The organism is Streptococcus sp. k-90, from assembly GCF_013277565.1.
Lineage (GTDB): Bacteria > Bacillota > Bacilli > Lactobacillales > Streptococcaceae > Streptococcus.
In genome coordinates this window covers 46,454-66,210 of record NZ_VMNE01000010.1, presented here as the reverse complement: position 1 = coordinate 66,210, position 19,757 = coordinate 46,454, and the positions used below count along the sequence as shown (strand labels likewise).

The 19,757-nt window shown below is 39.9% G+C and carries 14 protein-coding genes; 11 read left to right on the top strand and 3 right to left on the bottom strand.

Annotation, left to right across the window (positions count from 1 at the left end):
- Position 1: 1 nt before the first annotated feature.
- The 3 genes from HT734_RS03880 to HT734_RS03870 all read left to right on the top strand — a co-directional run bounded on the left by HT734_RS03880 (position 2) and on the right by HT734_RS03870 (position 3,010).
- A complete protein-coding gene (locus tag HT734_RS03880; RefSeq protein ID WP_025171133.1) occupies positions 2–451 on the top strand; it encodes a threonine/serine exporter family protein in 450 nt (149 codons plus the stop codon).
- A gap of 112 nt (positions 452–563) precedes the next feature.
- Positions 564–1,736, top strand: a complete 1,173-nt coding sequence (locus tag HT734_RS03875; RefSeq protein WP_173277544.1) for a hydroxymethylglutaryl-CoA synthase — start codon at positions 564–566, stop codon at positions 1,734–1,736.
- Entirely contained in the window at positions 1,736–3,010 is a 1,275-nt protein-coding gene (locus HT734_RS03870) for a hydroxymethylglutaryl-CoA reductase, degradative (protein ID WP_061759520.1), read from the top strand. The genes HT734_RS03875 and HT734_RS03870 overlap by 1 nt, the downstream gene beginning before the upstream one ends.
- Positions 3,011–3,242: 232 nt before the next feature.
- On the opposite strand, the gene HT734_RS03865 is transcribed toward HT734_RS03870, so the two are convergent.
- Complete coding sequence (locus HT734_RS03865) at positions 3,243–4,208, bottom strand: LacI family DNA-binding transcriptional regulator (protein WP_000226009.1); 966 nt, start codon at positions 4,206–4,208, stop codon at positions 3,243–3,245.
- Positions 4,189–5,643, bottom strand: coding sequence for a glycoside hydrolase family 32 protein (locus tag HT734_RS03860; RefSeq protein ID WP_000455327.1), 1,455 nt, complete (start codon positions 5,641–5,643; stop codon positions 4,189–4,191). Before HT734_RS03860 ends, HT734_RS03865 begins: the two co-directional genes overlap by 20 nt.
- 381 nt (positions 5,644–6,024) lie before the next feature.
- On the opposite strand from HT734_RS03860, the gene HT734_RS03855 reads away from it, so the two are divergent.
- Together HT734_RS03855 and scrK are read left to right on the top strand one after the other, a co-directional pair.
- A complete protein-coding gene (locus tag HT734_RS03855; protein WP_188113874.1) occupies positions 6,025–7,911 on the top strand; it encodes a sucrose-specific PTS transporter subunit IIBC in 1,887 nt (628 codons plus the stop codon).
- Positions 7,912–8,165: 254 nt separating this feature from the next.
- The gene (gene scrK / locus HT734_RS03850; RefSeq protein WP_049524643.1) at positions 8,166–9,053 is read left to right on the top strand and encodes a fructokinase ScrK; all 888 of its coding nucleotides are present in this window, start codon (positions 8,166–8,168) and stop codon (positions 9,051–9,053) included.
- 42 nt (positions 9,054–9,095) lie between these two features.
- Here scrK and HT734_RS03845 read toward each other — a convergent pair whose 3' ends face one another.
- Positions 9,096–9,713, bottom strand: coding sequence for a TVP38/TMEM64 family protein (locus tag HT734_RS03845; protein WP_000076185.1), 618 nt, complete (start codon positions 9,711–9,713; stop codon positions 9,096–9,098).
- A 148-nt stretch (positions 9,714–9,861) separates the two neighbouring features.
- Between HT734_RS03845 and HT734_RS03840 the strand changes: the two genes are divergently transcribed.
- The 6 genes from HT734_RS03840 (at position 9,862) to HT734_RS03815 (ending at position 19,666) form a co-directional block, all read left to right on the top strand.
- Positions 9,862–12,852: a type I restriction endonuclease subunit R gene (locus tag HT734_RS03840; RefSeq protein ID WP_061759518.1), complete on the top strand. Its 2,991-nt coding sequence runs from the start codon at positions 9,862–9,864 to the stop codon at positions 12,850–12,852.
- An 18-nt stretch (positions 12,853–12,870) separates the two neighbouring features.
- Positions 12,871–14,016, top strand: a complete 1,146-nt coding sequence (locus HT734_RS03835) for an AbiH family protein (protein ID WP_061759517.1) — start codon at positions 12,871–12,873, stop codon at positions 14,014–14,016.
- Between the two features lie 73 nt (positions 14,017–14,089).
- Positions 14,090–14,830, top strand: a complete 741-nt coding sequence (locus tag HT734_RS03830) for a hypothetical protein (RefSeq protein WP_061759516.1) — start codon at positions 14,090–14,092, stop codon at positions 14,828–14,830.
- A 56-nt stretch (positions 14,831–14,886) separates the two neighbouring features.
- Positions 14,887–16,161: a restriction endonuclease subunit S gene (locus HT734_RS03825; protein WP_061759515.1), complete on the top strand. Its 1,275-nt coding sequence runs from the start codon at positions 14,887–14,889 to the stop codon at positions 16,159–16,161.
- 10 nt (positions 16,162–16,171) lie between these two features.
- Positions 16,172–18,037, top strand: a complete 1,866-nt coding sequence (locus tag HT734_RS03820; RefSeq protein WP_061759514.1) for a P-loop NTPase fold protein — start codon at positions 16,172–16,174, stop codon at positions 18,035–18,037.
- A gap of 27 nt (positions 18,038–18,064) precedes the next feature.
- Positions 18,065–19,666, top strand: a complete 1,602-nt coding sequence (locus HT734_RS03815) for a type I restriction-modification system subunit M (RefSeq protein WP_061759513.1) — start codon at positions 18,065–18,067, stop codon at positions 19,664–19,666.
- Positions 19,667–19,757: the final 91 nt, after the last annotated feature.

Genomic DNA, 19,757 nt, shown 5'->3' with positions numbered 1-19,757 from the left:
TATGACACTAACAACCTTTTTACTACAAGCAGTAGCAAGTCTTCTTGCTATCATCACTTTTTTAATCGTACTCAATGTTCAGCGGTCTATGCTCTTACCGGGAGGGATTTTGGGCATGGCTGTCTGGCTAATCTATCTCTTGCTCAAGGAACCAACCAATGTCATTGTAGCTACCTTCATTGCCGCCATTATCGGTTCTTGTGTCAGCCAGATTTTAAGTATTCTTTACAAGACCCCTGCTGTGGTCTTTATCTTGGCCATTTTGGCCCCTCTGGTTCCGGGATACCTTTCTTATCGGACAACTGCCTTTTTTGTGACAGGGGATTACAGTCACGCCATTGCCAGTGCAACCTTAGTTGTCATGTTGGCTCTGGTAATCTCTATTGGCATGGCTAGCGGAACAGTGATTCTCAGACTGTATTCCTACTTACGAAAACAGCAAAATCGTTAGACTAACAAGAGACTTGATTTGGTGAATCAAGTCTTTTTTCTCTCTTTTACTGCCATTTGTGATAAAATAGTATAGAACGATTTTTTACATGAATGATAAAACAGAGGTAAATATGACAATCGGTATTGATAAGATTGGTTTTGCGACCAGTCAATATGTCTTGAAATTACAAGACTTAGCAGAAGCGAGGGGAATTGACCCTGAAAAATTAAGCAAAGGCCTCTTGCTCAAGGAATTGAGTATTGCTCCCCTAACTGAGGACATCGTGACCTTGGCGGCCAGTGCTAGTGACTCTATTTTAACTGAGCAAGAGAGACAAGAAATTGACATGGTCATTGTGGCTACCGAGTCAGGAATTGACCAGAGTAAGGCTGCGGCCGTCTTTGTGCATGGTTTGCTGGGCATCCAGCCCTTTGCTCGTAGTTTCGAGATTAAAGAAGCCTGCTATGGAGCGACAGCTGCCCTTCATTATGCCAAATTGCATGTGGAAAATTCTCCAGAGTCCAAGGTCTTGGTCATTGCCAGTGATATTGCCAAATACGGTATTGAAACACCTGGAGAACCAACTCAGGGCGCTGGCAGTGTGGCTATGTTGATTACACAAAATCCACGCATTATGGCCTTTAATAATGACAATGTGGCTCAAACCCGTGACATCATGGATTTCTGGCGTCCAAATTACTCAACAACCCCTTATGTAAATGGTGTCTATTCTACTCAACAATATTTGGATAGTTTGAAAACGACTTGGCTTGAATATCAAAAACGCTACCAGCTTACTTTAGATGATTTTGCGGCTGTTTGCTTCCATTTGCCTTATCCTAAATTGGCGCTAAAAGGCTTGAAAAAAATCATGGATAAGAGCCTGCCTCAAGAGAAAAAAGACCTCTTGCAAAAGCATTTAGACCAGTCTATTCTCTACAGTCAAAAGGTAGGGAATATCTATACAGGTTCCCTCTTCCTAGGACTTTTGTCTCTCTTGGAAAATACAGATAGCTTGAAGGCTGGGGATAAAATTGCCCTTTATAGTTACGGAAGTGGGGCTGTGGCTGAGTTCTTCAGTGGTGAATTGGTTGAAGGATATGAAGTTTATCTAGATAAAGACCGCTTGAATAAACTCAACCAACGAACTGCCCTATCCGTAGCTGACTATGAAAAAGTCTTCTTTGAGGAAGTGGACTTGGATGAAACAAATTCTGCCCAGTTTTCTGGCTATGAAAATCAAGAGTTTGCCTTGGTTGAAATTGTGGATCATCAACGCCGTTATAGCAAGGTTGAAAAATAATGAAGATAAGTTGGAATGGATTTTCTAAAAAATCATACCAAGAGCGCCTCGAGCAGTTACAAGCTCAGGCGCTCCTTAGTCCTGAAAAACAAACCAGTCTGGAGCAGGATGAACAAATTAGTGTGACTGTCGCAGACCAGCTGAGTGAGAATGTAGTGGGGACTTTTTCTCTGCCTTATTCGCTGGTTCCAGAGGTCCTTGTCAATGGTCAGGAATATACAGTTCCCTATGTGACGGAAGAGCCCTCTGTGGTTGCTGCGGCCAGCTATGCAAGTAAAATCATCAAGCGTGCAGGAGGTTTTACCGCACAAGTCCATGAGCGCCAGATGATTGGACAGGTAGCCCTTTATCAAGTTGCTAATCCTGAACAAGCGCAAGAGAAGATTGTCAGCAAGAAAGCGGAGCTCTTGGAACTTGCCAATCAAGCTTATCCTTCCATCGTTAAACGCGGGGGCGGGGCGCGTGATTTGCATGTAGAGCAGATCAAAGGTGAAACAGACTTTCTCGTTGTTTATCTCCATGTCGATACCCAAGAAGCCATGGGAGCCAATATGCTCAACACCATGCTGGAAGCCTTGAAGCCAGTCTTAGAAGAACTCAGTCAGGGACAGAGTCTCATGGGGATTCTATCAAACTACGCGACCGATTCTCTGGTGACAGCAAGCTGTCGCATCGCTTTTCGATACTTGAGTCGCCAAAAGGATCAAGGACGAGAAATTGCGGAGAAAATGGCTTTAGCTAGCCAATTTGCGCAGGCTGATCCTTATCGAGCAGCTACTCACAATAAAGGGATTTTTAATGGTATTGATGCCATTTTAATTGCCACTGGTAATGACTGGCGTGCCATTGAGGCAGGGGCTCATGCTTTTGCCAGTCAAGACGGACGCTATCAAGGTCTTAGCCGATGGACGCTGGATCTTGAAAGAGAAGAATTGGTCGGTGAGATGACCCTGCCTATGCCTGTAGCGACCAAGGGTGGCTCTATCGGACTCAATCCTCGTGTAGTCCTCAGTCATGAATTATTGGGAAATCCTTCTGCCAAAGAATTAGCCCAGATTATCGTTTCGATGGGGCTTTCCCAAAACTTTGCTGCCCTCAAAGCCTTGGTGAGTACGGGAATCCAGCAGGGCCACATGAAATTGCAGGTCAAATCCTTAGCACTCCTCGCAGGTGCTAGTGAATCTGAAGTTGCTCCCCTAGTCGAGCAACTTATCGCAGATAAAACCTTTAACCTAGAGACAGCCCAGCGCTATCTCGAAAATTTAAGATTATAAAAAACTCAGACGAATTGGTCTGAGTTTTCTTGTGTTTATACTCAATGAAAATCAAAGAGCAAACTAGGAAGCTAGCCGCAGGTTGCTCAAAGCACTGCTTTGAGGTTGTAGATAAGACTGACGAAGCCAGCTCAAAACACTGTTTTGAGGTTGTGGATAGAACTGACGAAGTCAGTAACCATATCTACGGTAAGGCGACGCTGACGTGGTTTGAAGAGATTTTCGAAGAGTATTAAATACTTTTTCCTGGTAATAGGGTGACTGGTAAGAAGTAGCCTGTTGTCGCAACTTCCTTACCTTCGATCTTCTGCAAGAGAAGATCAACAGTGAGGCAGGCAATCTCTTCCAAGGGTTGCTTGATAGTAGCCAGTTGAGGATAGTAATTCTCGATAAAGTAAGTCCCATCATAACCGATGACCTTGAGTTCTTCTGGGACAGAAATGCCAAGTTCCTGAGCAATTTTAATGACTAGAATAGCTGTCAAATCATCCGAAGCAAAGATGGCATCAGGCTTTTGTCGAGTCAAGATATTCTTGATTTCCATTTCTTTTCTGACAGGAGAAAAGTCACTGGAAACATTGATAATAGGTGCTTTGGGGAGTACGGATGCAAAACCAGCGTGGCGTAGTCCAGTTGGTGAGTTAGAGTTGTCATTCCCAGTAATCATGATGATAGACTGGGCACCTGTCTTAACCAAGGTCTGGGCAGCAAGAACCCCACCAGCATAGTTGTCAGAGGAAACGACAGGGATGTCTGGTGATAGGTTTCGGTCAAAGGAAATAATCGGCGCTGTCACGCGATTGTAGTCTTCAATTCCTAGGTTGTGACTACCAGAAATGATGCCGTCCACCTGATTGGCTTCCAACATTTCGATATATTCACGTTCCTTCTCAGAATCGTGCTCGCTGTTGCAGATGATGGTCTTGTAACCATTTTTGAAGAGTTGGTGTTCCAGCTTATCAATCAATTCTGCGTAGAAAACGTTGGAAATATTTGGGAAAATCAAGCCGATTAACTTAGCTGATTTTCCTTGTAAACTACGAGCTAGGTTGTTGGGTTTATAGCCCAATTCTCGCATGGCTTCATTGACCTTTTGAATGGTTTTCTCAGAGAGATAGCCTTTTTTATTGATAACCCGAGAAACGGTAGTAGGGCTGACACCTGCAAGTTTGGCGACATCAGTTAGTTTTGCGACCATAATCTAATTCATAGTAAGTTCCAGTTGGGTTTCCAGATTTGATCAGGATCCCATTTTGGTCTGCATGTGGGAAAACACGACCAGAAAATACTTTTTCTCCTTTATTGATGAAAATTTCAAAGATAGAGTTATCGATGAAGATTGTAGCAGTAGTAGCCTGATTATCGATTGGGCAAGAACGAGTTGTTCCAAATTCTTGAGCGTACTGTTCACCAGCCTCGCTACGATCTACTGTCACTTGACCATTTACAAGGTCAAAGTTGATGGAAAGTCCCTTGCCTTCTTTATCAGCAAGTAAGACAATCTCGCTCTGGCTATTAGCTTCCAAGTTGAGTTCAAGTTCGTAAGTGTTCTTGGTTTGGGTACGGTTTGAGAAGGCTTCTTCAGAAGCACGAAGGTCCTTGATAGCTGCGACTGGGTATTGGTAGAGTTTACCGTCTTTGATAGTCAGTTCTTTGACCAAAGAGAAGGTTCCTTGATGATCAAAACGGTCAGATGGATAAGAAACATCTGGTAAACCAAGCCAGCTAACTGCTAGAGCACGTCCGTCAGGAGCGTTGAAGGCTTGGGTAGCATAGGCTTCAAAACCATAATCCATATTTTGAAGCTGAGATACATCTACCATTTTGGCATTTTCAGGGTCAAAGGAAGCCCCGATTTTATACATATTTGGATAGATATTGTCGTAATCTAGAACATCCTTATCTAATCCTTGTGGACAGTAGAGAAGGACAGGTTGCTCGCCTACAAAGACCAGATTTGGACATTCCATCATGTAGGCAGTGCGGTCGTTAGCAAAGTCAAGGTCGCCAATAGCTTGCCAGTTTGTGTAGTCGTTGTCAATAGCTTTGTAGAGACGGACGAAGCCTTTTTTCTCCAAGTCTTGTCCACCGACGATGGCATAGTATTGCCCCTTGAAGTTAAAAATTTGCGGATCGCGGAAGTGGTCTGTAGAATCTGCTGGCTGGTCAATCAATATCTTGTCAATCTTCGTAATCTTACCATCCTTGTCCATCACAGCACCGATCTGGTAAGGGTGACGGATCCAGTTTTCATCACGGACATTTCCTGTATAGAATAGGAACAAGTTATCACCAAATTGCATGGCAGAACCAGAGTAGGCACCGTGGCTATCTAATGGAGTATCAGGCAAAATTTTGACACCAGTTTCCGTGAAGTGAACTAAGTCCTCACTTTCCAATTGCACCCAAGATTTCAAACCGTGGGCGGCACCAAAAGGAAAGTTCTGATAAAAAACAATCCACTTCCCATCAAAGTAAGAAAAGCCATTTGGGTCGTTGAGAAGTCCTGTTTTTGGCTCAACATGGTAATGAGTATGCCATGGAGATTGTGCCATATTTTTCTTAATATTTTGAATTTCTTCTTGCGTCCAATCTTGATAAAGTCTGTAACGACGCTCAGTTGTCCATTCCATTCATTCATTCCTCCAAAAATCTTATCACTTTTAATAGTAACCGTTTTCGGTTAAAAAAGCAAGTCTTTTATGTTAAAAAAGAGGAAAAACTGTCAAACGTTTATCACAAATCAAAACCAGAAAACCAATCAACTTTTCAAGAAAATATGAAAGATAATGAAATAAAAGCCTGTTTAACCAAGGGTTCAAACTTATTTTTTCAAGGGATGTCTGTTAAAATAGTCAAAAACAATCAATCTGAAACGTGTCTACTAAGTGGATAGAATATTTTTTCTGCAAAACGCTTGACATATTTCTAAAACATGATAAAATAATAGTCGTAAGGGCGGATAAAATCGCTTTCAAACAATAACGAAATTTTATATAAGGAGGTTTTTGCAAATGAACAATCAGGAAATTGCAAAAAAAGTCATCGATGCCTTGGGCGGACGTGAAAATGTCAACAGTGTTGCCCACTGTGCGACTCGTCTTCGTGTCATGGTCAAAGATGAAGGAAAAATCAATAAAGAAGTGATTGAGAACTTGGAAAAAGTTCAAGGTGCTTTCTTTAACTCAGGTCAATACCAAATCATCTTTGGTACAGGTACAGTTAACAAAATGTACGATGAAGTTGTTGCACTTGGTTTGCCAACATCCTCTAAAGATGACATGAAAGCAGAAGCTGCTAAACAGGGGAACTGGTTCCAACGTGCTATCCGTACTTTCGGTGACGTTTTCGTTCCAATCATCCCAGTTATCGTAGCGACAGGTCTCTTCATGGGTGTTCGTGGTCTTTTCATCGCTCTTGAAATGCCACTTCCAGGAGACTTTGCAACTTACACACAAATCTTGACAGATACAGCCTTCATCATCTTGCCAGGTTTGGTTGTTTGGTCAACCTTCCGTGTATTCGGTGGAAATCCTGCCGTTGGTATCGTTCTTGGTATGATGCTTGTTTCTGGCTCACTTCCAAATGCTTGGGCAGTTGCTCAAGGTGGTGAAGTAACTGCTATGAACTTCTTTGGTTTCATTCCTGTTGTTGGTTTGCAAGGTTCAGTTCTTCCAGCCTTCATCATCGGGGTTGTCGGAGCAAAATTTGAAAAAGCTGTCCGCAAGGTTGTTCCAGATGTCATTGACCTCTTGGTAACCCCATTCGTGACACTTTTGGTCATGTCTATCCTTGGACTCTTTGTCATTGGACCAGTTTTCCACGTCGTTGAAAACTACATCCTTATCGCTACAAAAGCGATCCTTAGCTTACCATTTGGTCTTGGTGGTTTCTTGATTGGTGGGGTTCACCAATTGATTGTCGTGTCAGGTGTGCACCACATCTTCAACTTGCTTGAAGTTCAATTGCTTGCTGCTGACCATGCTAACCCATTCAACGCTATCATCACAGCTGCTATGACAGCTCAAGGTGCTGCGACTGTTGCGGTTGGTGTTAAAACTAAGAATCCAAAACTGAAAACACTTGCTTTCCCAGCTGCTCTTTCTGCCTTCCTAGGTATTACAGAGCCTGCTATCTTCGGGGTAAACTTGCGCTTCCGTAAACCATTCTTCCTTTCATTGATTGCTGGTGCAATCGGTGGTGGATTGGCTTCTATCCTTGGACTTGCAGGTAATGGTAGTGGTATCACCATCATCCCTGGTACAATGCTTTACATCGGTAACGGACAACTTGCCCAATACCTTTTCATGGTAACCGTATCATTTGCCCTTGGTTTCGCTCTTACTTATATGTTTGGTTATGAGGATGAAAAAGAGGTTGCTACTGAAGTAGAGACAGAACGTTTGGTCCAAGAAGAAACAACTGGTAACATTCCAGCAGCTCTTCAAAATGAAACACTTGTAACTCCTATTGTCGGTGATGTTGTCGCTCTTGCCGATGTTAATGACCCAGTCTTCTCAAGTGGAGCTATGGGACAAGGTATCGCCGTGAAACCTATCCAAGGTGTGGTTTATGCACCAGCTGATGCTGAAGTTTCAATTGCCTTTCCAACAGGACATGCCTTTGGTTTGAAAACAACTAATGGTGCTGAAGTCTTGATCCACGTTGGTATCGACACTGTAACAATGAATGGTGAAGGTTTCGAAGCAAAAGTTGCTCAAGGTGACAAGGTAAAAGCTGGCGATGTTCTTGGAACATTTGATTCAAACAAAATCGCTGCAGCTGGTCTTGATGATACAACAATGGTTATCGTTACAAACACAGCTGACTTCTCTTCAGTAGGTCCAGTCGCAACAGGTTCAGTTGCTAAGGGGGATGCTGTGATCGAAGTGAAAATCTAATACTCTTCGAAAATCAAATTCAAACCATGTCAGCTTCGCCTTGCCGTACTCAAGTACAGCCTTCGGCTAGCTTCCTAGTTTGCTCTTTGATTTTCATTGAGTACAATATTCCCTCTCAAAATGAAAACGAACAAATGACATGTTTGTTCGTTTTTGCTTGAATGGTAAGATTTACAGAGGAAAATCTAAAAAATAGAGAAATTTAGATTTTCGAAATATGCTATAATAAAGAAAATAAAAACAAGAGGTTTATCATGACAAAATTATATGGAAGCTTGGAAGCGGGCGGTACAAAGTTTGTCTGTGCTGTCGGTGATGAAAACTTTAACGTTGTAGAAAAAACACAATTTCCAACAACAACTCCAATCGAAACAATCGATAAAACCATCGAGTTCTTCTCAAAATTCGATAACCTTGCTGGCCTTGCAGTTGGTTCATTTGGTCCGATTGATATTGATAAAAACTCAAAAACCTATGGCTTTATCACAACGACTCCAAAACCAAACTGGGCAAATGTTGACTTGCTTGGTGCCCTTCGTCGCGCCCTCAACGTGCCTATGTACTTCACTACAGACGTAAATAGCTCTGCTTATGGTGAAGTGGTTGCCCGTAACAACGCTGGTGGCCGTATCGAAAACTTGGTTTACTACACAATCGGTACAGGTATCGGTGCAGGTGTTATCCAACGTGGTGAGTTTATCGGCGGTGTGGGTCACCCTGAAATGGGTCACTACTATGTTGCTAGACACCCAATGGATATTGAAAAAGAATTCAACGGTGTTTGTCCTTTCCATAAGGGATGTCTGGAAGGCTATGCGGCTGGACCAAGTTTGGAAGCTCGTACAGGTGTTCGTGGGGAAAACATTGAACTCAACAACCCTGTTTGGGATGTTCAAGCCTACTATATCGCTCAAGCTGCGGTCAATGCGACAGTGACTTTCCGCCCAGATGTGATTGTCTTTGGTGGAGGGGTCATGGCTCAACAACACATGCTGGACCGTGTCCGTGAGAAATTTACAGCTCTCCTTAATGGTTACCTACCAGTACCAGATGTGCGTGATTACATCGTGACGCCAGCAGTCGCAGGGAATGGTTCTGCCACACTTGGGAACTTTGTCCTTGCAAAAGAAGTTTCAAAATAAAGCACAAAATCCGCTTGGGAAACCAAACGGATTTTTTATGTGTCAAAGCATTTGCCAGAAAAAGTCGATAATATAGGTCAGACCGTAGGTATAAACCACGAGGGTAAAGGGCTTAGTCAGAATGATGATGGTCATATAGCGCTTGAAACTCATCTTGGTCAGGGCAGCCAGCATACAGAGAAAGTCAGCTGGACTAATGGGCCAAATCATCATAAAGATAAAGAAACGGTCAAAACGATTGCCCTTATCCAGCCAACCGATGTACTTGTCGTAGGTGCGCTTGCTGACGACAGACTGGACAAAGGCAGCTCCGTAGAGGCGTACCAGATAAAAGATAATGGCACAGCCAATCACAATCCCGATATAGTTGTAGATAGTCCCGATGATGTGCCCGTAGATAAAGACCCCAGCTACTGAGGTCAAGGCTCCAGGAATGATAGGGACGACCGTCTGTAAAATCTGTAAAAAGATAAAGAGAGGTGGCCCCCAGATACCTGCCTGCTGGATAAAGGCAGAGAGGGTTTCCTTAGACTGTAAAATCCCAGCTTGATAAGCCCAAATACAGAAAATCAAACTCCCAACCCCACCGACAATCGATGAGATATTGATAACTCGCTGCAGAAGGGGAGAAACAGCTTTCATTTGTTTATCCTGTGACATGTAAACTCCTCATAGATAGTATAACTCTACTATACCATATTTTGGAGGAGAAAGGGGAAATGGATTGTTTTTGTGAGGGGAAGAGTGATGGATTTTGAGCCTAAACATGCTATAATAAAGGGAGCAGACAAGTAGCAAAGGAGAGAGTATGATACAGGTAAAACCAGAACTGGAGATAGAAAAACAACTGATTAGCCAACTGGTAACTGGGGAAAGTCAATGGACTTACAGAGAAGACCTTAAAACAGAAGAGCAATTATGGGAAAACTTCTTTGAAAAGCTAGCCCAGAACAATGTGGCGCTATTGGCAGATTATCCCCTGACAGAACAGGAAAAACGCCAGATAAAGAATCAACTGAACTTTGTTAGCTACTATGATGCGGCCAAGTGGTTGGTCGGCGAAAATGGCATTGCCAAGGTTGAGGTTCAAAGAGAAGATGCTAGTTTGGGTACTATCCGTTTATCCGTCATCTGGAGAGACAATATCGCAGCTGGCAAGTCTAGTTATGAAGTTGTCAATCAAGTCGAGAGAGACAAGGTAAATCCTCAGGATCAAGACCGTAGGCTGGATGTGACCCTCTTGATCAATGGCCTTCCCATGATTCAAATCGAGCTTAAAAGTCCCCGAGTTGCTTTTTTAGATGCCTTTCATCAAATTAAAAAATATGACCGCGAAGGTAAGTTCCGTGGTATTTACTCTAGCTTACAGATGTTTGTTGTGACCAATAAAGTAGACACACGCTATATCGCTGCAGCCAGAGAAAATAAACTCAACAAGCAATTTCTAACCAAGTGGGTGGATAAGGACAACCAACCTATAACGAGCTTGACCAGTTTTGCCCACGAAGTCCTTTCTATCCCGCGTGCTCATCAGATGGTCATGCAATACTCGGTCATTGATGATAGCAAGAAGGCTCTTATCCTTCTGCGCCCCTATCAGATTCATGCTATCGAAGCGGTACAGAAAGCATCTCGCCGTCAGGAGTCTGGCTATGTCTGGCACACGACAGGTTCAGGGAAGACCTTGACCTCCTATAAGGTAGCTCGAAATCTCCTCCAGATTCCATCCATCCAAAAGACGATTTTTGTCGTTGACCGCAGAGACTTGGACCAACAGACCACTTCGTCATTTCTCTCCTATGCGACCAATGATGTCATTGATATTGATGAGACGGATAATACCCATGATTTGGTCAAGCGACTAGGAAGTAATGATAAGCGTGTGGTGGTAACGACCATCCAGAAAATTACCACCATGATGCGTAAGTTTGAACAAGGTCTTTACCAGCGAGATGCGGACAAAATCAAGGGTCTCCGAGTGGCCTTTGTCGTGGATGAATGCCACCGCGCTGTTACGCCACAAACACAAAAAGACATTAAGGCCTTTTTCCCACAGTCTCTCTGGTATGGTTTTACAGGCACACCTATCTTTAAGGAAAATAAACGCCAGCAAGTCGGCGATCTAGCCCAAACCACCCAGCAACAGTACGGTGACCGTCTCCATGAGTATACAGTCAAGGAAGCTATCCATGACGGAGCAGTTTTAGGCTTTAAGGTGGATTATCGCAATACCCTCATCACGGATAAATCCGAAAATGACATACCAGATACTGTCTACGAGGATGAGGAGCATATGCTGGAAGTCTTGGATGCCATTATCAATAAATCCCGTCAACAGCTAGGCTTCCAAAAAGGAGTGGGTAAGACCTACAATGCCATCCTGACCGTCAAGTCAATCCCTCAAGCCCAAGCCTACTATGACCTCCTCAAACGGGTCAAGGCTGGGGAGACGAGAGTCAAGGTATCGGAGAGGGTTAAGCAGGTTCTTCCAGACTTTCCAAAGGCGACCATCACCTACTCGGTCACAGAAAATGAAGAAGACTCAAGAGCCAACCAAGACCACATGAAGCAAGTCTTAGAGGACTACAACCAAGAATTTGATACCCATTTTACCATGGCGGATCTGCGTGGCTTTAATACGGATGTAAATAACCGCCTAGCTCGAAAGCAGGACAAATACCTCTATCGCAAGGAGCAGTTGGACTTAGTCATCGTGGTCAATCGTCTCTTAACAGGATTTGATGCCCCTTGTCTATCGACTCTCTTTATTGACCGCAAGCCTATGCAACCGCAGGACTTGATTCAGGCTTTTAGCCGAACAAATCGGATCTTTGATTCTAGTAAGACCTATGGTCATATCATCACCTTTCAAAAGCCCCTAGCCTTTAAGGAAGCAGTGGATAATGCCCTCAAGCTCTACTCAAATGGTGGAGAAAACGAGGTCCTAGCTCCGAGTTGGGAAGAGGAAAAGAGAAACTTCTTGAGGAGTTGCAGTGATTTCCAAAATCTCATCATCGATGATCCTGAGGAAGGACTCCAAATCGAACAAATCTCTACGCCTGAGTTGAGGAAACTAGCTAAAACCTATCAAGCCTTTGATAAATACCTAGCCTCTATCCGAGTGTACAAAGAGTATGATGAGGAAGAACTTTACAGTCAGACGGGACTTGATGGAGAAAAGTTGGAAAGGTATCTGGGACTTTATCGAAATGTTCTTGCAGAATTAAAAAGCCGAGTAGAGAATGATGACGATGGTGAACCACTTGATATCCACTATGAACTGGAGTCTATCCAAGTAGACGAAATCAACTATGCCTATATTCTAACCTTGATCCAAAGCCTGATTGAACAAGGTCAAAGTCAAGAAAAGAACCTAAGCACTCAAGATAGGGAAGCCGTGGATAACTATATTCAGAGTCTTGAGAAGACCAATCCAAATCTTGCTCAGATCATCACTGAACTGTGGAGAGAAGTTCAAGAACATCCAGAAAGCTATCGTGGTCAGTCTATCGCAAATATCTTGGATCAGATGATTGAGGCTGTCATCCAGCAACACATCCAAGTCTTTAGCAAACGATGGTATGTCGGCGAAGATGAACTCCGTTACTATGTCGAACATTACCGTAAGGGAGCTAAAAAACAACTAGGAGAAAGCCAGCTGACCAAGAGCCAGCGCTATCAGGACTATAAACTAGAGGTGGCGGATGCCCTCAATCCTCTCCTCTATAAAAAACAAATTAAGGAAGCCTATACCCAGCTGGTAGAGGAAGTCATTGAGCCGTTGAGGGTTGGAAGATAGTAAAACTTTGGAGGAAAAATGGCAGATACAATATTAATTTTAGGAAATGGATTTGATTTGTCCATGGGACGAAAAACGAGTTATAGTGATTTCGTAGAATTTGCTAGCAATTTATTTTTAGAAAAAGAAGACGATCTGCAGTTATTTCTTAATAGTAATAATATTGATATTGAAAAATATAAAGATAATTTATTCCTTAGGTTTATAAACGAGAATAAATCTATTCTTGGAGAAAATTGGTCAAATCTGGAAAGAATGATTTCACAACTTGCTGAAGCAATCGATTTTTATAGATTGAACCCTGATTCGATATATCTTAGTGGTAAAAATGCCTTAAGAGTAGTTTATGTTGATAAGTTTCGTGAAGAAATAGTTTCTCAAGAAAATTTTGCGTCAAAAATGTTTGTGGCTGAAATATTTTATGAAAAGTTCACTATTTTTGGTTGGGATACACTAGAAAGAAGAATAGCAATATCGAAATTAAATGAGTTTTTTATTAATCATTTAGAGTTATTGACAAATCTTTTAGAGATTTATTTATCTTATAGAGATTACATAGATTTTGAAATTAATCAAATATCCCCAGTAGAAACTGCATTGGATGCTATAACTGATATTTCAGAGTCTTATGTAATTAGTTTCAATTATACACACACACCAAATAAACTTTATAATATTTCTTTAGAAAAGACACATTTTATACATGGTGAAATTGATTTAAGTAGACAAAAATCGGAAATTAATACAATGGTTTTCGGAATAGAAGATAAAGAAATTGATGTTAATAGCAGCTTGATACCTTATCAAAAATATTATCAAAGAATTGTAAAAGAAACTGGTAGTGAATATTTAGACTTTCTTAAGCCAAGACGTGCGGAAGATTTATACGGCGGATTAAAGAAAAAAAATATTATTGTTTTTGGACATTCAGTTGACCCACTAGACAAGGAAATTTTTCAAAATTGTTTTACTTTAACAAGTCACTATACTTACAATTATCGATTTATTTTTACATACTATAATGAGCCTGCTAAACGGTCTATTGTTAAGAATTTAGCTATCATACTAGGAAAAGATAAACTTGTAGAATTAACTGGTAATAAAAATGTAGTCTTCGTTAAAAGTGATGATATTGATGGGATGAGAGAAGTTCTTTTGGATTAAATAATATTTGAATAGTATGTAACTTGCAATAATATTATTATTAATACTTTATATTTAGGGGGAATTACAATCAATGGATTTTATAATTACATTTCTTAATTCTCAGTTTATTAGTTCTATGATAGGGGCTTTACTAGGTGCTGGTGTAGCAGTGTATGTTGCAAAGCTTCAAAATAAGCAGCAACTTAAACAGCTACAAGATGAACATAAGTTACAACGAGAATTTTTTGAAAAACAAGAAGAGAACGAAAGAGAACGTATTTTCTTACAATATACAATTGAGCGAGCAGAGCGTTCATATGAGATATTGAGCGATTTAAGAATTGCTAAAAATTTATTTGCAGATGCAATATTTGAATTCGTAAAGATGATCTCTAAAGAAGTAGAATCAGATGAAGATATTGAGTTTGAAAAAATTTTTCCTTTATTATATTCAGATTATTTGCTTCCTAAATATAATTCAATTATAAAATTAAGAGATTTATTATTGCTAACTCTGGTTATACAAGATGATATCGAATTATCTAGGTTAAAAGAAGAGGTTCGTAAGGAAGTTGCAATATTTGTAGACTATCACAAAAAAATAAATCGAGTGAAGAATTTTGAAGATTATAAAAAAGTAGCTGAAGATTTTATGAAAAAATCTCAACTAACTGAAAAATGTGATGAGTTAAGGACTTATTTAACAAAGTATATAACCGAAACTACATTTAGGTTAGTTTCTCCAGAGAAAATGGCTGAGAAAATTTTAAAGCAAAAATATGAAGAATCCGATTTGAAATTTAAAGTTATTAGGGATGATGACAAAGGATGATGCAGATTTGATAACTGTAAAAAGCAAATTTCTGGACGTAAATAGAAGGAGAGTATATGTCGACTCGAAAAGAAAAAATACCGATAGTAAGATTTAGAGCATTTTCAGAACCTTGGTTTCAAAATCAATTGTCAGAAGTTGCAGAATTCTCAAAGGGGAGAGGATACTCTAAGAAAGCTATACAACCTCAGGGAACTCCAATCATTTTGTATGGTCGTCTTTATACAAAGTATGAGTCTGTAATTAGCAATATTGATACCTATGCTAACATGGAGAAGAATTCAGTTATAAGTGAAGGAGGAGAGGTAATTATTCCAGCTTCTGGAGAAAGTGCAGCTGAGATTTCTAGAGCATCATGTGTTACTGATGGAGGGGTGATTTTAGGAGGAGATATAAATATTGTAAAACCTCATGAGAATCTAGATCCTTCATTTATTGCAATCACACTATCAAATGGTTCACAACAGAGAGAATTATCTAAACGTGCACAAGGTAAATCAGTTGTTCATTTACATAATTCTGACTTGAAGGCGGTTAAGTTATATTATCCCTCATATGAAGAACAATCCGCCATCGGCTCCCTCTTCCGCACCCTCGACGACCTTCTAGATAGCTACAAGGACAATCTTGCCAACTACCAATCTCTCAAGGCGACTATGCTCTCTAAGATGTTTCCTAAAGCTGGAGATACTGTTCCTAAGATTCGTTTGGATGGATTTGAAGGTGAGTGGGAATGCGTAAAGATGGCAGATATTTTCCAAATAATAGATGGAGATAGAGGTAAAAGTTATCCAGGAGAAAGTGACTTCTCTAGTTTTGGGCATACCTTATTCTTGGACACTAGGAATGTAAAAAAGACAGGATTAGATTTTAGTACAACAAAATTTATTTCAGAAGAGAAAGATAAAGAATTAAGAAACGGTAAGTTAATCTCAGGAGACTTTATTCTAACTAGTAGAGGAACCCTTGGAAATGTAGCATATTATGATGAAAATATCCAAAAAAGATATAGTTCCGTTAGGATAAATTCAGCTATGCTGATTTTAAGACCTTTACTAGGTGATAAAATAGATCCAGAATATATTTTAGCTGTTTTACGCGGAAACTTGATTAGTAATTTTATGAAAGTAAATCAAGTTGGTTCTGCACAACCTCATATTACAAAAAAAGAGTTTTCTAAGATTAAAGTATTAGTACCTTCTAATATTCAAGAACAACAAGCCATCGGCTCATATTTCTCAAATCTCGATAACCTCATCAACTCTTACCAAGAAAAAATTACTCAGCTTGAGACTCTGAAAAAGAAACTCTTGCAGGATATGTTTATTTAGGTAAATCAAAATGGAAAAGAATTATATAAAACTAGAGAAAATCGATACCTCAACAGCAGCAAAAAATTTTGCTGAACTACTGCAAGAAGATAAAACATATTTTCTTAATGGAAACTGGGGCTCAGGGAAATCAACATTTTTACAGGATGTAAATAAGAATAAAAAGATAAAACTAATTACTATGGATTTTTGGAGATTAACAGATAATCGTTCAATGATTGAAGTAACATTTTCAAAACTCCACCCATTTTTTTACTTAGTTTTGATGAGGTTAAGTATTGTTGTCCTAGTAATGGTTTCTATTTTGATGACTAATGTTGTGGATTTAGGATTGGGTGAGTATTTTGGTTCTGAGAAATCAGTGATTCTGAAAATTGGAGGATTGGTATCTTTAGGAGTTGCAGTTTGGAATGTTTTTAAATATAAATCTGATGAGTTGTATAGCTTCTTATTAACTAGACTACATAAATTTTCTAAGATTTTAGTTATTGATGATTTTGATAGAATGCTGGAAAAGCAACAAGAAGACTGTTATAAACTTTTTAGTTTGATAAATGGAAAGCTACCTATTATTTTTGTTGGTGATATGACACTACTTTATAAGAGAGGGGATAACTATCTATCAAAGATAATTGATAGACAAGTTGAGTTACCTTTTGTACTACATTCTTCAAATATTTGGGATAGTTATTTTCATTTATTAGAAAAAAAGTTTGGCGTTTATTTATCAGAGAGTTTTAAAAAAAGAGTTAAAAGTGACCAGAGAAATTTACGTGATAGGGAACATTTTAATGATTATGTAAATAAAGAATTTTTTACAAGAAGGAAATTTGGTCGTGTTCAAGTGGAACAACAGTTGTTAATTATCTATGCTTACTTATTTTATCCAGAACTCTATAAGAAAATGCTCAACAATATACAAATAGTTATAGAAGAGAATGAGAAAACAAAGCTAGAAGATTTTCTCCGTAAAGGCCACACAATAAAAGAGCTGTTATCTGAAATCCAAAAAGTTGATAATGAGCAATATCCACTAAGTTTTAATAAGAATAGTATAGAATATTTTCTTTATGAAGTGCCTATGAATCGTACAAAAGATGAATTAGATACCTTATTCGTGGAACAGTCAGATAAATTTATACAAGAGTTAATAGATTCGGATCAAAAAACTGATTTTTATCAATATTTGAATAATCAATTTGCAGATTTTTCTGATATTCAGAAAAAAAGTTTACTAAATATTGTTATTAATGAATCTATGAAGTTTAAAAATAGTCCCTCTATGACTCTTATTGTACAAGAAAAGTATAATGAGATAGTGCCTCCGTATGAAAGAAATTATCCCCTAACAAAAGATGTGATTTCTAAAATTGTTGAAATGTGGGAAAATATTTTAAAACCTGCAGGTTTAGATCGATCTGAGATTATATATTTTTTAGAAAAGCATAGAGTATTGAGCTTCCATGATTTAGGATGCTATTTTCATGATTTGGATATTGGTTGTCAAACCTTTACAAAGTATCGTAGAAAAGATTTTCTTCTGTTGACTTATTTAGCTTCAGTAGAAAAATTTAGCAGATTTGATAACTGGGATAGCAGTATATGGAATTCTATAAATCATCTCAACGATGTAGAGTTTCTATCATTCTGGATATTTCAGTCTATTCTATCGAATGAATATGGCTTTGATGGATTTGATATTATTCCTGAAAATAAGAAATATATTCTTTGGACAGGAAGATATATGTTTGCTCCACCACATGACTACGTTAGCTATGAAAAGACAGTAATTTTAAATATTCGGGAAAGATTAAATCAAATGAAGTCAAATGGATTTGTATTTGAAGAAAAGATTGATAAACTAAATAAATCATGATTAATTAAAACTTTAGAAAGAAACACTATGGAAACAACACAAACTTCCCAGTCGCTCTACCAAGCCCTGTGGAACTCAGCGGATGTTCTCCGCTCTAAGATGGATGCTAATGACTACAAGTCCTATCTCTTGGGTATGGTCTTTTACAAGTATCTGTCAGATAAGATGCTCTTTTTTGTGGCGGAGACTATGGAGGAGGGGAGTGAGAGTCTAGAGGCTGCCCTTGAGGTTTATCGTAACTACTATGAGGATGCGGATACCCACGAGGATCTTCTTGCAGTCATGAAGGACGAACTCAACTATAGTATCAAGCCTGAGTTGACTTTTACGGCTCTTGTAGCACGTGTCAATGAGGGAACTTTCCAGCTGGAAGATTTGGCTCAAGGTTTTCGTGATATCGAGCAGAGTGATGAACTCTATGAAAATCTCTTTGAAGATATTGACCTCTATTCCAAAAAGCTAGGGGCGACTCCGCAAAAGCAAAACCAAACGGTGGCGGCGGTCATGAAGGAGTTGGCTGTGCTGGATGTGGCTGGTCATGCGGGTGATATGCTGGGGGATGCTTATGAGTATCTGATTGGTCAGTTTGCGACTGACTCGGGTAAGAAGGCTGGTGAGTTCTATACGCCTCAGCCTGTTGCCAAACTCATGACTCAGATTGCCTTTTTGGATCGTGAGGACCAGCTAGGCTTTACCATCTATGATGCGACTATGGGGTCTGGCTCTCTCTTGCTCAATGCCAAGAAATACTCTCATAAACCGCAGACAGTGGTCTACTTTGGTCAGGAACTCAATACTTCGACCTATAACTTGGCTCGGATGAACATGATTCTACACGGTGTTCCTGTTGAGAATCAATTTCTCCACAATGCCGATACACTAGACGAAGACTGGCCGACTCAAGAGCCGACCAACTTTGACGGGGTTCTCATGAACCCACCCTACTCTGCCAAGTGGTCTGCTAGCTCTGGCTTTATGGCGGATCCTCGTTTCTCTCCTTTTGGGAAACTAGCGCCCCAGTCCAAGGCTGACTTTGCCTTTCTCTTGCATGGTTACTACCATCTCAAGCAGGATAATGGAATTATGGCTATCGTCCTTCCCCACGGTGTTCTTTTCCGAGGAAATGCGGAGGGAACCATTCGTAAGGCCTTGTTAGAAGAAGGGGCTATTGACACGGTTATTGGTCTTCCTGCCAATATCTTCTTTAATACCAGCATTCCGACCACGGTTATCATTCTCAAAAAGAATCGTACCAATCGTGATGTCTACTTTATCGATGCTTCTAAGGAGTTTGATAAGGGGAAAAACCAGAATATCATGACGGATATTCATATCGAGAAGATTCTGGGAGCCTACAAGTCACATGAGGAGATTGATAAGTTTGCCCATCTGGCAAGTTATGAAGAAATCGTTGAAAATGACTATAACCTCAATATCCCTCGTTACGTAGATACCTTCGAGGAAGAAGAAGTCGAACCACTAACAGATATCGTCAGCAAGATTAACACGACCAATCAAGCAATCCAAAACCAAACCGCTTCTTTGCTTGAAATGCTCGGTCAACTCTACGGAACCACACCAGAATCCGATGCTGAACTCGAAGAGTTTTTGAAAGAGTTTAAAGGGTGATGGGGAAATAGTTAGATACATCTATCAGATTTGAAATCCCAGTCAAGTTAACTTTTGGCTGGTTTTTATTTTCTAAAGATGTTATAATTAA